This window comes from Vibrio fortis, from assembly GCF_024347475.1.
GTDB lineage: Bacteria > Pseudomonadota > Gammaproteobacteria > Enterobacterales > Vibrionaceae > Vibrio > Vibrio fortis.
In genome coordinates this window covers 996,264-1,010,013 of the sequence record NZ_AP025488.1, presented here as the reverse complement: position 1 = coordinate 1,010,013, position 13,750 = coordinate 996,264, and the positions used below count along the sequence as shown (strand labels likewise).

The 13,750-nt window shown below is 44.3% G+C and carries 9 protein-coding genes; 4 read left to right on the top strand and 5 right to left on the bottom strand.

Annotation, left to right across the window (positions count from 1 at the left end; translation table 11 throughout):
- Positions 1 to 205 precede the first annotated feature (205 nt).
- Together OCV50_RS19000 and OCV50_RS18995 are read left to right on the top strand one after the other, a co-directional pair.
- A complete protein-coding gene (locus OCV50_RS19000; protein WP_261904260.1) occupies positions 206 to 1,645 on the top strand; it encodes an endonuclease/exonuclease/phosphatase family protein in 1,440 nt (479 codons plus the stop codon).
- Positions 1,646 to 1,849: 204 nt separating this feature from the next.
- Positions 1,850 to 2,140, top strand: coding sequence for a putative quinol monooxygenase (locus OCV50_RS18995; RefSeq protein ID WP_261904259.1), 291 nt, complete (start codon positions 1,850 to 1,852; stop codon positions 2,138 to 2,140).
- Between the two features lie 230 nt (positions 2,141 to 2,370).
- Here OCV50_RS18995 and manA read toward each other — a convergent pair whose 3' ends face one another.
- The 4 genes from manA to mngA all read right to left on the bottom strand — a co-directional run bounded on the left by manA (position 2,371) and on the right by mngA (position 9,554).
- Positions 2,371 to 3,558, bottom strand: a complete 1,188-nt coding sequence (gene manA / locus OCV50_RS18990; protein WP_261904258.1) for a mannose-6-phosphate isomerase, class I — start codon at positions 3,556 to 3,558, stop codon at positions 2,371 to 2,373.
- 2 nt (positions 3,559 to 3,560) lie between these two features.
- The gene (locus tag OCV50_RS18985; protein ID WP_261904257.1) at positions 3,561 to 4,724 is read right to left on the bottom strand and encodes a glycerate kinase; all 1,164 of its coding nucleotides are present in this window, start codon (positions 4,722 to 4,724) and stop codon (positions 3,561 to 3,563) included.
- Between the two features lie 45 nt (positions 4,725 to 4,769).
- Complete coding sequence (mngB, locus tag OCV50_RS18980) at positions 4,770 to 7,409, bottom strand: mannosylglycerate hydrolase (protein ID WP_261904256.1); 2,640 nt, start codon at positions 7,407 to 7,409, stop codon at positions 4,770 to 4,772.
- Between the two features lie 210 nt (positions 7,410 to 7,619).
- Positions 7,620 to 9,554, bottom strand: coding sequence for a PTS 2-O-a-mannosyl-D-glycerate transporter subunit IIABC (mngA, locus tag OCV50_RS18975; protein ID WP_261904255.1), 1,935 nt, complete (start codon positions 9,552 to 9,554; stop codon positions 7,620 to 7,622).
- A 313-nt stretch (positions 9,555 to 9,867) separates the two neighbouring features.
- On the opposite strand from mngA, the gene OCV50_RS18970 reads away from it, so the two are divergent.
- Positions 9,868 to 10,590, top strand: coding sequence for a GntR family transcriptional regulator (locus OCV50_RS18970; RefSeq protein WP_261904254.1), 723 nt, complete (start codon positions 9,868 to 9,870; stop codon positions 10,588 to 10,590).
- 276 nt (positions 10,591 to 10,866) lie between these two features.
- Positions 10,867 to 11,607, top strand: coding sequence for a DUF481 domain-containing protein (locus tag OCV50_RS18965; protein WP_261905235.1), 741 nt, complete (start codon positions 10,867 to 10,869; stop codon positions 11,605 to 11,607).
- A gap of 179 nt (positions 11,608 to 11,786) precedes the next feature.
- On the opposite strand, the gene OCV50_RS18960 is transcribed toward OCV50_RS18965, so the two are convergent.
- Positions 11,787 to 13,496 carry a methyl-accepting chemotaxis protein gene (locus OCV50_RS18960; protein ID WP_261905234.1) on the bottom strand — a complete coding sequence of 570 codons (1,710 nt, stop codon included), beginning with the start codon at positions 13,494 to 13,496 and terminating at the stop codon, positions 11,787 to 11,789.
- Positions 13,497 to 13,750: the final 254 nt, after the last annotated feature.

Here is a 13,750-nt window from a genome sequence, read left to right as displayed (position 1 = left end):
TTTTTTTGTACCCAAAGGAATAATCTATGATTAAGGTTGAATAAAAACTCTAATCAAAAATGGACCAATGTCAAATATCACATAATCAATGTAAGAAAACGTTTGCTTACATTTCCAAGCGTGACCAAAGTCACTTACGGAATCTCATTTTGTAACATAGAATGCGCGCCCTCCTGTTCCACGGACAACATAAGCGAGTCATTTTATGAAAATGTTAAAATCATCACTAGCACTAGCAATCTCTACTACCCTTTTATTCGGCTGCGGTGACGAAACAACGAACAACTACTACCCAGAAGTTCCTCAGCCTGAAGTCCCACAACCGACACCAGTAGACAGCAAAGGACGTATTGCAGTATTTAACCTGTCGTTCGATCGCTACACCTACGAAGATCTTGTCGCTGAAATGAAACTGACTAAACCAGAACAAGATGCGTTGATTAAGGGTTGGCAAGACAAAACGCTGTCGGATGAAGACAGCGCAACAGCACTTAAAGTTATCCAAATTCGTAATGTCGCAGCAATCATCCAAACTGAGCGCCCAGCTGTAATTATGATGGCTGAGTTTAATAACGACGGTACAGCTGAAAACAACGACGCTATCATTGGTTTCCGTTTGAACTACCTTGCGGTTTCTCAAAACTCTAACAGTTTTGATCAAGACGGCACCCAGTTAGAACCTATCGTATTCCAGTATTTTGCAAACTTCGCGACCAACACCGGTCTTCTTAACGAGTTTGGTTTTGATCTTGATAATGATGGTAACGCAGGTCAGCTACCTGGTGATGCTTGGGGTTTTGGTAACTACCACGGGCAATATGCGTTCGCTCTAATGTCTATGTATGAGATTGACCACGACAACATTCGTACATTCCAAAAGTTCAAATGGAAAGACATGCCTACAGCGACTATGCCAACAATCACTAATTGTAACGACTCTTGGAACCCTATCCCTGAAGGTATGAAGTGTGGTGATAATTGGTATACCGCTGAAGAGTGGGCAGAAGTTCGTCTTTCTTCTAAAAACCACGTCGACGCGCCAATTTTGATTCCACAAGAAGATGGTACAACAGAGACGATTCACCTTCTTATGTCTCACCCAACACCACCAATCTTCGACACAGGTAAGAACAAAGTTCAAAATGCCGACGAAGTTAACTTCTGGGTTGACTACATCGAAGGTCAAAGCTACATGTACGATGACAAGGGTGTGACAGGTGGTTTAGCTGATGACGCGAAATTCGTCGTAATGGGCGATCTTAACGCAGATCCTCTCAAAGGTGATGGTGACCTAACGGCAATTAATGCGCTGATGGATCACGACAAAGTTAACCGTTTAGCGACATTCGGCCCACTTGCACCTTCTAGCCTTGGTGGCCCAGAGTGTCTTGCTCTTGGTGAATGTAAAGAAGCGAACTGGGATACGCCATACCCAGGTCAAGTAACTAGTACGAGCGGCCTTCGTCTTGATCACGTTGTTCCATCGGAAAACCTAACTATTTCAGATTCTGGTGTTTACTGGCCAGCAACATTTGAGAACGGTCGTCTTCTTATGAACGATGAACGTGTTGGCAGTTACGGCAACGGTAAAGACATTTCGTCTGATCACCGTATGGTTTGGATTAAAGCTGAAATCCACAACTAATACCGGAACCTAGACTCTCGCACTCATGCCCGACGTCTACAGTCGGGCATTTTTTATTACTTTTTAGACAGTTCTTTCTGTCACCTCACACCCCTTATTATGGACTAAAGTTTCCATAGTCATTGGATATAGCTAATCTTTAACCTTGGTCTTTTTGTATCTATATTACTTGCACTTACCGAGAAGAACACCGAGGAAAAAGGAATGAGCAAACTCACCATTATTGCAACAATCGTCGCTAAACAAGACAATACAGACCTCGTGAAAGCCGAACTAATCAAGTTGATCGCCCCTACGCGTTCTGAAGAAGGCTGCATCAACTATGATCTACACCAAGACAATGACAATCCAGCTCACTTCGTGTTTCACGAAAACTGGGAGTCTGAAGCGCTACTAAAACAACATTTGGCTAGCCAACATATTGCCGACTACATGGCAGCGACAGAAGGTTTAATTGAAACATTTGTCATCAACAAAATGACTCACATTGCTTAAACACATGTGCATTTAATGCTTTTTGAACCCCGTTTCTACAGCGGGGTTTTATCGTTTTAGAGTGTTATGTTTCCGGCCTCACAACGAAAAAACCCGCCAAAGACGGCGGGTATGGTCAAACTTAGTGACTGCTTATAACAGTTCGATAGTTACCATCAAACCAATATTGAGCGTTAACTATGACTCATAACGCTCTGATATCTTTTTTGCTTTCGACTAGCACGGGGGCACTAATTAAAAGCACGAGCCAAGATACCATTCCCTTGATATTGGTAAACGCTTGAATTATTGCTCACAAATACCGACTCGCCCGGCTTAAGCGTAATGCTCTGCCCTTCCGAGGTGACCGTTGCTTCCCCTTCTACGCAGAATAGAATCTCTGCACTACGTAGATATTGTGATTTACTTTCATCACTCGCTGACAAGATATCAAAACCAAAATCGTCCACTGGAATTGGATAGCTCATTTTGCCTTCTTTCAACACAGGTTTTAGACGGATATTTTCTGGCTTGATTGATTCAAAGATCGTGTTATCAATCAGTTCTGGAACATCAATGTATTTCGGGGTTAAACCTGCACGAAGAACATTGTCTGAATTCGCCATGATTTCTAGGCCAGTACCCTGAACGTAAGCATGAGGTGTCTCTGCAAACAAGAACATCGCTTCACCCGGTGCTAACTCCACGGTGTTGAGCATCAGTGGAGCAAACAAACCAATATCACCGGGATAGTGCTGTTTAAAGTCTTTGCTGTACTGCATCGCTTCACGCCCCATGACCGTTTTAGCCGAGCGTTGATGTGCCGCTTCCAATTCATTGAGAGCTACTTCTTTCTTTTCACCTTCTAACGACATAATAGCGGTAAAGAACGCCTTCAGCGCATCGCTATCCGCATTCGCTTTAAGAACATTCAGCTCAATTGCCAACGAAGGTATATTCGCTTCTTCAAACAGTGAAATGATATCTTCAATCGGTCGGAATCCGTTCATCGCTTTATAGAAAGTTAGCGCATAAACCAGTTCTGGTTTGTGGTTCGGATCTTTATAGTTACGGTTAGAGGCATTCAGTGGAATACCAAGTGCGTTCTCTCGCTCATACCCCATTTCAGATTTGCGCTTGTTAGGGTGAACTTGAATCGATAGCGGCGTCTCTGCTGCTAGTACTTTGAATAAGAAAGGCAACTCGCCAAATCGCGCTGCTGTGTACCCACCGAGCACATCAACCTTATTCTCATCAATCACATGAGAAAGTGCTTCGCCTGTACCACCCACTTTTGAGCAACCGTTCGGATGAGCGCCCATCCAGATCTCTGCTTGAGGCTCTTGGTTGGGGTTTACAATACCAAACAGTTGATTAATGGAGTCTTTACTGCCCCATGCGTAGTTTTGAATAACGTTGTCGAGTTTAAATAGAGACATAATTACTTCTCATTAAAAATCTGGCCGCCAAGCTTGAGCGTGGCTGCAATATTACGAGCAGTACGAGTAAGATTTTTGCTCGCTTCTGACAGAACTTGTTCTAAAGATTGAGGTGAACGCACGGTGCCAAAGGTGCTGTTGATTGTGCTGTATAGCTCATCAATCTCATAACCAAGCGAACCGGCGATTCCAATTGACGGAATACCCTTGCGTTTTGCGCGATTTGCGATGCCAAATGGCGTCTTACCCTGTAGGGTTTGGTTATCCATCTGACCTTCCCCTGTAACAACAAGATCTGCACCTTTGAGTATTTCGTCTGCGCCAAGCACATCCAGAACCATCTCAATCCCTTGCTTGATCTGAATATCAAACACTAAAGACAGGCCCAATGGAGTGCCACCTGCTGCACCAAAGCCTGCAGAATGTGAGTGATCAACACCGGTGAGCGTCGAACATACTTTAGAAAAGCCAGTGATAGCTGACTCAAGCGTTTCAACAAGCTCTGGCGATGCACCCTTTTGCGGCCCAAACACATGGCTCGCGCCTTCTTCTCCTAAAAGAGGGTTAGCAACATCACATGCCACGATGAACTCCACCTGTTTACAGCGAGGGTGTAATTCACGGATATCGATTTCAACAACACTTTCCAATGCTGAACCACCACGCGTGACCTCGACACCCTCTGCGTCGTACAACTTTGCACCTAACGCTTGCGCGATCCCGGCTCCTGCGTCATTGGTTGCACTACCGCCTAAACCAAGAATGATTTGAGTAACACCTAAATCGAGCGCCTCACGAATGAGTTCTCCTGTACCAAAGCTTGTTGATACTGCGGGGTCACGGCGATCAACAGGAACAAGATCCAAGCCAGAAGCTGCGGCAAACTCAATCAATGCAGTCTTACCACCTTCTTTCTCTTTATGGTCAAGAATGGCCCATGTCGCATTTACAGCATTACCCAGTGGATCAGTGACTTGAGACTCACGCACTTCTCCATCGAGACCTTGCAGTAAGACATCCACCGTCCCTTCACCACCGTCAGCAAGCGGTAAGTGAACATATTCAGCGTCGGGAAATATTTGGCTAAATCCAGTTTCAATACTTTCACACACCTGCTTTGCGGACAGGGATTCTTTGAATGAATCGGGAGCAATAACAATTTTCATCGTCGTTCACCTACTCCGCCCAGCGTTTGGGCGGAGTACCTTAGTTTAGAATTTCACTTGGAATGATTTCGCCTGACACGCCTTCAGAGTTCCAAAGGTCTGTGTTTCTACATGTGTATCTCGAACTTGCTCGTCCATGCTCGTTTCAAGCCAAGACGTGACAGGTTGAGTAAACTGAATCTTGTCCTCTACTTCGCCAGATTCTGCTGGGTTGTATACACGGAGGATTAACGCATCTTCGTCTTCAGCTTTCTTTAGTACACTCAACACCGCGCCCTTTTGCTCTTTGTTCAACAATGAGTAAGTCAGAGGCTTATCTTGTTCGCCAACATTTAGCTTCATCGCGTTGTATGGGATTTTGTTGTAACATTCGATTGGCGTTACATTGTCACGAGCTTCTGCCATGATGTTTGCGTCAATGTGATTACCTGCGAAACCAAACAGAGCAAACTCACAAACCAACTTACCGCGCGTTTGAGAATCTGGTGTCGGAATCTTGATACCAGAAGGACGACCAGGGCGAAGTAATAGCTCTTCTTTACCTAGCACGCCAACGCCGCGCAGTAGAGTCAGAGCAAATGTGTCACGCTCCTCGTTACCTTTGCTTGAGATGACCTCAAACTCGCGCAGACCGTTTGTCATCAACGCCATACCACCAGTCTTGTTTTCGACTGCAGCGAAGTTCATCAGTTGGTAAACAGGTACCGGAGCCTCTTTCCATTTTTCTTCTTCCCAAACCGCCATTGCAGAATCATTCGTTGGGCGTGTAATCAGGCCAAACTGGTTGTCCGCAACGACATTTTCAGAAACGAACGGCGTTGGTACTAGAACACGTACACGATGATCATCTGCTTGGTTATCGAGCTCCATTCGAACTTCGATACGGCGAGAGCCTTGCTTCAATACGACTTGGCAATCCACATCAACAAAGCCATTTTGGCCAGTGCGCTCTTCACGCTCTTGTAGGTTTGCAGGCACATTCATGCGCAGTTTGATGGTTGCTACAGATTGGAAGCCTTCATGTTTAATGCTGGTTTCTGCTTTAAATTCATCTGAATACAGCAGCCACTCTTGGCGAGATGGAGAGTAATCGTACTCATCACCATCGTCTGAACCGTCTTCAACGCGAAGCACTTGGTCAAACAGCATCTCGGTCTCTTTATCGAAAACCGATAGCGTGCCGTTGTCGTTCACATTGATACGGTAGAATTCGTTCTCTAATAGGTAGTCTTTGTGTTCAGCAACGATATTATTGCCTTTCGCATTCGCTTCAATGTGCAGCGTGGTGTACCCCATTGCAGGAACCGCACGTTTAATTTGAATGTCGTATTCGATGAACGGATCGTAGTTGCCGTAATGAACGATTTGGCGGTCGATCTTACCTGGATCAATCACACGTTGGTCTTGGATGTAGTATTCAACTTGATTGCCATTTTCATCAAAAATATTGAACTCGTTAGCACGGATGGTAATCGTTGTATTAATCACCTCTTCACGCTCATAAGGAGACAGGTTGAAGAATGCTAACTTGTCACATCCTTCGCGCGTTGGCATATGATCTACGATCTTACGCTTGTAGAAGTTGATTAGGTTTGATGCCATATCGTCCGCTAGGATGTAGCGATTTAAGATCTCAGCATGTACTTTGTCTGAACAGCAGCAACCGATAGAGTCATGAGCGTGGTTCTTCATGCTCTCTTTCCACATCTTCTCAATTAGACCGTGGTGGTATTCAAAGCCCAGTGACCATGCAATTGATGCTAGTGGTTCTAAGATGTTCACAATCTTATTTTCTACTTCTGCGTGGATCAGTTTAATGTCCATACGCGTTGAGGAGATGGTACGGTGAACGCGCATGTATTTGCCGTCGTTAAACTCACCTTTGATAGTATCTAGGTTGTCGCGCTCTTGGCGGATACGATCGAACACCTCTTCGAAGCGGCTCATCATGAACTCACGATCTGGGTAAACTTCGCGCAGCTTATCCATCACCTCAAAGATGTCTTTTTGAATTGGCATCTGGTCATGACCGTTTGGCAACAAGATGTCTTTGGTGACTGATGGCTTTTCTAGTACTGGGAAGTACTTATCTAAACGAGCGCGTAAACCTTCTTCATCTTGAGGCAAGTATTTACCAATCGCGTAGCCTAGTGGAAGCACTTGCGCCATAACCTCAGAACCGTCGTTCGATTGCCACAGGAATTCGGTTTTATTAGTACCATGACGCTCAGAACAACCACGCCAGAACATCGCAGTATCAATACCAAAACCGTTGTAGATCATTGGCAGTTGTGAGCTCATTGAAAATGAATCAGGTAGATAACCAATCTTCATCGGCTCACCGAGCTCTAGGCAATCACGTAGTCCATACATCATGTTACGAACGATAGACTCACCAGACACTTGCATGGTGTCAGTTTGTGAGTACCAAGGACCAACAATTAACTTACCTGCTTCGGCCAATGCTTTCACGCGAGCTTTGTTTTCTGGCTTAATAGCGAAGTAGTCTTCCAACACCGCTGTTTGTCCGTCGAGAACGTAATATTTATATTCGGGGTCGTTCTCTAGACGCTGCATGATCTCTTCCATGTTGTTCACTAGAAGGATACGAGACTCTTCCGTTGTGAAATACCATTCACGATCCCAGTGCATGTGTGGAGTAATATGAACGCGTGATGTAGTCATAGTGATTTACCTAAAGTATGCGGATTCGACACTCAAAACCGCTAATATCTAAAATTTTCAAGGGATTAAAACTGGCTGCCACTAAATTTAGGGTGCAAGAATCCACGCCCAGACTCTGTGTGAATAAAACGTTAGGAGCACAGAAATTAGGACAGCCAGTGTTTTTCGTTATATTTATTGAGCGAGTTAAGGAGTTAACTCAGAATTTAGTTAGTTTTGTGCTGCGGTTTGCACTTCAAACTTACCCTTTTTTACAGCGTGGCCTCGCCAAACTAGAAGAGTAATTGTTGAAATAATCGTACCGATAAGTGCTGCGCCAAACCAAATGGCTGCGGCAGAGAAAGCACCTAAACCAGCGTCGTGAAGTAAGAAGATTGAGAAGATACCAGCACCCGGAGTTGATAGACCGATACCTGCAGCACCAATCATTGCACCCGTCACTACAGAGCCGAGTAGGAACGAACCGATAACACGGATTGGATCTTCAATCGCCATCGGGATTGCACCTTCGGTGATGCCCGCTAAGCCAAGAAGCCAAGTCGACTTACCCGTTTCAATCTCGAAGTCTTTGAATAAACGTGGAGCAATCATTGTAGAAGCAGTTACAGTGAACGCCGAAACCATCTTAACGGAACCGAAGATTGCGTAAGGACCGTAAACGCCGTTTGCCATTGCCCCCAAACAGAATGCGTAAGCCGCTTTGTTTACTGGGCCACCAAGGTCGAAAGAAACGAATAGACCAATGATTGCGCCAAGAAGCAGAGCGTTGGTGCCCGACATACCATTTAGCCAATCCGTCAAACCTTGGTTCAACATTGCAACAGGTTTACCGATAACAAACAGCATCAGAGAACCTGCGACCAATGTGCCGATCACTGGATATAGGTAGAAGGTCAAGAAACCGTTAAATGCAGGGCTAAGTCGAACGTTCTCTTTCACCCAGCGCATTACATAACCAGCAATCAAACCACCAACGACACCGCCAAGGAAGCCAGAGCCAATGAGGTTAGCTGCGATACCGGCAGCAAAGCCTGGCCCTAACGCAGGTTTGTCAGCTAGAGAATATGCCGTGTAAGCCGCAAGTACAGGTACCATCAGTGTACCTAGTAGACCACCACCCAACTTACGGTACATCCATAACCAAGAATCTTTGGTTGCGTACAGCTCTTGAAGGTCAAAAATTTGTGCGATAAGAACAGCGACCGCCAGAACAGTACCACCAGCAACAATCAAAGGAACGGCATAAGAGATACCCGAGAGAAGTGCTTGTTTAAGCTCAGTCTTCAGTGGCAGTTTCTTAGGTTTATCATTTGTCGCGACTGTACGATCGGCACCATTACCATTTTTAGACTCTTCAATCGCCTCTTTTAAAATGCGTTCAGCGTGCTTAATAGGTTCTGCTACCGGAGTTTCTACTCGTGGGATGCCGTTAAAACGTTCTAGTTCTTTAATCGCTACTTCAGCAGCAAAAACACAAGCCACAGCATTGTTAAGTTGGTCCGCCGTTAGACGATCTTCAATACCATTAGCGCCCTGTTTCTCAACATGAACATTGTAACCCAGCTTTTTACCTGCTTTTTCCAGATACTCAGCGGCCATGTACGTGTGAGCAATGCCAGCAGGACAAGCAGTAACACATACAATTGTCGGCGCATTTGTATCTAAGTTGTCTTCTTTTTCTTCTGCTTGGTTTTCACCATCTAACAACGCAAAAATCTCTTCAGCGGTTGTTGCTTTTAGTACCGCTTCACGAACGTCATCATCAACAAGTGTTGTGGTCAACTCCGTCAGCAAGTGCATGTGAGTAGAACCAGCTTCTGCATTTGGAATCGCAATCAGGAAGATTAGATTCACATCTTCATCTTCATCAAGGCCTTTCCATTTCATATCTTGTTTAAGTGTAGCAACTGCAAAACCAGCCTCTTTAACCGCATCAGTCTTGCCATGAGGTACAGCAAGGCCTTCGCCCAATGCTGTAGGGCCTTGCGCTTCGCGAGCAAATACAGCATCAAGATACTGCTGTTTATCATGTAGTTTGCCTTGCTGATCCAGTTGTTCAGCAAGTGCATTAATCGCTTCTTCTCGGCTGCTAAACGTTGTTTGCAGATTTACGAGCGACTTGTTAGTTAGAGTTGTAAGTTTCATAACCTTCTGTCCCATTGTCACGGATTAGTGCGACAGTTCTCCCTGCCGACGATGACAATAATACAACTTAGAGACATATGATCCGTGATCATGATCTCATGAATGCAAATTTGTATTTAATTTGTATTTTAAAGATATCATTCAAATGGCCGAGAAAGCTTGAGATGTACTATTTAATTTGTATTATAAGCACTAAAGATACCCATACGATTATCACCCTAATGTGATTCGAGGTTATTGGGTACCGTCAAATTACGGCATTTAACAACAAATTAATTAAGTTTAGTCTCCCTAGGGAACTAATGAGGCAAAAATGGCAAGACTTCCGATGTATCGCAAAATCGCTGATGCAATCCGAGACAAGATAAAGTCTGGTGAATACAAAGTTGGCGAGGCACTGCCAACCGAGGCGCAGCTCAGGGAAGTATTTTCAGTCAGTCGCGTTACTGTAAGACAAGCATTAAAACTATTGATTGAAAACGATGAGTTAGAAAGTGTTCAAGGCAGCGGTACTTATGTCAAAGAGAACAAGATCAATTACGACATCTACCAGCAATCGAGCTTCCAAGAAAAATGGGCGCACTTAGATGTTGTGACTCACAGTAATGTTCTCGCATTTGAAATAAAACCGTGTTCACTTGCCATGTCTGAGCATTTAGACATCAGCGAAGGTGAAATGGTTTTCTATGTGAAACGTGTTCGCCACATGGACAACAATCCCATTACTGTTGAAGAGACTTGGCTACCGGTTGATTTGTTTCCAGATCTCACTTATCAGGTGATGCAAAAGTCAAAGTATGACTTCATTGAAAAAACAAAAGGTATGGTGATCGATCGCAGTGAACAGGAACTGGTGCCAGTTCTTCCTCCAGTTGATGTTGCCGAGCAACTCGGGATCGATCCAGCGCAACCGATCATTGAAAAGCGTACGCGCGGTTATTTAGCCGATGACACTGTATTTGAATACAGTCGTAACTATTTTACTTCGAACGATTACCGCTTCACTTTGGTTGCTAAGAGACAGCGTCAAGCGTAGTAGACTGAAGTTTGGAAATAATGAGCTCTCGATTTGTTCGTGAGCTCTTTCCTTTTTATTTAGCATCAGTCGACATTTCCCCCTTACTCCGACATCCACTCACTTCTAAAACACCTAAACAATCATTGTTGAATATCATTCAGCCTCAAATCAGGTTGCTTATTGACCTCGGTACGTAAAATCAAAGGCTCAATTGAAGTCAGGCTCGTTGCCCACTTGTTATTTGCTTTTGTCTACTGATCTAGCTGTAAATCAACCATGAATAAACATCATTACATGGCATTACTTGTAAGTACTGCCCTTATTACCAGCCCAAAAGTCTTTAGCTCCATTGAGGTTGAAGAGGAAATTGATGAATCCCCTTACACGAGACTCACCAAACTGGGGTTCATCTATTCACAAAATACCAGCACGTCACTCTCCATTAACTCGGGGATCTCTTTGGGCTACAAAGGCGATACATGGGGGCATAGGTTTCAATTTGATACCTACTACACCGACGCAGAAAACGGTGAAGATGGTACCAACCGATATACAACTAACTATGGAATCACCTACGACATCAACTCAAGAACCTATACGGTTGCCGGGATTCGATTCGAACATGATCAGTACGGTACCTATCGCGACCAGTGGATTGCAATGACAGGTCTCGGTAGACACTTCTATGAAACAAACCACGTCACTCTAAACGGCTCAATGGGTCCGGGTTATCGTATAACGGAAAGACAGTCTTTTGATGAGGAATTTCCCTCGCAGAAGAACTACGAACTGATTGCCAGCGGCTCGCTCGAAGGGACGGTTCAGTTTACGGAGAGCTTTTCTATTGGGGGAAATGCGAGTATTGCTTACGGTGAAGAGAACACCAATTACAATTTAAAGGGATACTTAAAGAACATCCTGATGGGGAATCTCGCCCTCACATTCGATACTGAGTATATCTACAACACAACCGTTGCCTCAGACCAAAGTAATACCGAGATCTACAGCTCCATGAACCTTAACTACGATTTCTAACTCGTTAATTTCTCGCTGGTTTAATACCAATTCTATAGGTCAAGAAAAGTACCACAGGAAGACAGTATTCAAGAAAAACTAAAAAGGCGCACTTAACCGTGCGCCTTTGCTTATTGTTTTAACAAGTAAGAAATTCAGGTCTCAATTGTTCTAGCTATCCATTGTTTAACGACCAAAGCTTATGACGTTTTGAATTGTGCGACCGCACTGTCCATTTCGCTCGCTTGAGCCGCAACCTTATCCACTTCAACCAAACAATGCTGAGCCGAAGCTGTGTTTTGGTTCGAGATAGCACTTAGCTCAGTAATTGAATCACTCACTTGCGCCATAACCGCACCCTGCTCTTCTATCGCAGACGCGATACGCTCTGAATTGCCTTGGATGTCTTCCATATCACTTAGGATGAGCTGTAGACTTGAATCTAAAGACTCAGAATCACTTAATGTACGTTGGCCTTGAGAGTTACACTCGCCAATTTCCGCCATCGACGCTTCCATCTGGCTTTGAATCGCTGATACAACGTTGGTGATTTCCGTTGTTGATTGGTGCGTACGACTTGCCAAAGCTCGAACCTCATCCGCTACTACCGCAAAACCGCGACCTTGCTCGCCTGCACGTGCTGCTTCAATCGCAGCGTTCAGTGCTAACAGGTTCGTCTGCTCAGCAATACCTTGGATAATGTTCACCGCATCACCAATCTGATCAACATGATGGTTCAATGAACTGATAGAGTCTTGGCTACTCGATAAGCGCTCAGACAGTTGTGTAATGTTATTGATGGTTTCAACCACAACCTCACGGCCTTTATCTGCATTAAGACGGGCTTTTTGTACGCCTTCAGCGGCAATTGCTGTGCTTTCTGAGATCTCACCGATTGTAGATACCATCTCTTGCACAGAAACGGTCATTTCGCCTGTGTGGTTAGCTTGAACATCAAACTGCTTGATGACCGTTTCCAGCTCATTGTGCATGTTAGATGTGCTTGACGTGAGCTGCTGAGACTTCTTCTGAGATGCAGAGATCAGTTTTTCTAACTGATCCAACAACTGATTGAAGTATTCACCCAATGAACCCAACTCATCGTGCCCTTTTAACTCTGAACGAATTGAGACATCGTTCGAATCGACAATACGACGGATAACCGTCAGCAGCGACTCAATACGACCGACGATAGAACGCACAATCAACCAGCTCAAAACAATGATGACTACAAGTAGCGTACCACTCAGCGCATTGTTGATGAGATTGAGTTTAGCGAGCTGCTCAGCTGTCGTGTCTTTTAGCAGGCCAGAAAATTCTTTAAACTGAGTTTCTACTTTGTGCGAAGCTGCGCGCGCTTCTCCTAACAATCCCTCATCATGTTTAAGACCAATTTTCATTTTTTGATCGACAACTTGTTGAGCTGAATTTAGAAAGCTTGCTTGAGCATTCGACAGTAAGTTCAGATCAAGGCTACCCTGCTCAACCAATTCATTGAACTGATACATCGCAAGTCTTTCTTCGTCTGTAGCTCGTGCAAAGCTAATCGCCAAGTCTTCATGAAACTGACCCAATAAACCCTGGTCATCGGACAAACCTAAAACTTGGTATGCCGCAACCAGCGCAGTAAAGCTTTTGTGATAATCGGCAATATCCTGTCTTAGCTGAGCTGTATTAGCCAGATTCAAGTCTTCAAGCACGGCCGTCAATTGAGATTCTAACCCCTGAAACTGACGATAGTTGTTTTCAAACTTATCTAAGTATTTGATGTTGCTTCGAAGGAGAAAATCTTTCTCGTTTCGACGTAGGTTGAGCAAGCGGACTTCTAACTCTTTGGTGATCAACGTAGCTTCGTGGAGTTGCTCACCCGTTCGAGTAAAATGAGAAGTGGTGAATAGTAGAGACACCATCCCTAGTATTGAGAATAGACCCAATGAAAATAGTTTATTTTTAATATTCATATAATACATCTGATGTAAATAACGACCTTTAGTGAGCACTCTATCAATAACACTAAGCATTAAACGAGACTTAGAACACAGTCTTCTATGTTAACAGACTGTGAATTTTCAAAGATTAAATAAATGAGAGAGCGATCGAGAATCACTGCTTACAGGTCTTTTACTACAGTTTTATGACAGGGTGTCATATTTATGAAATACAG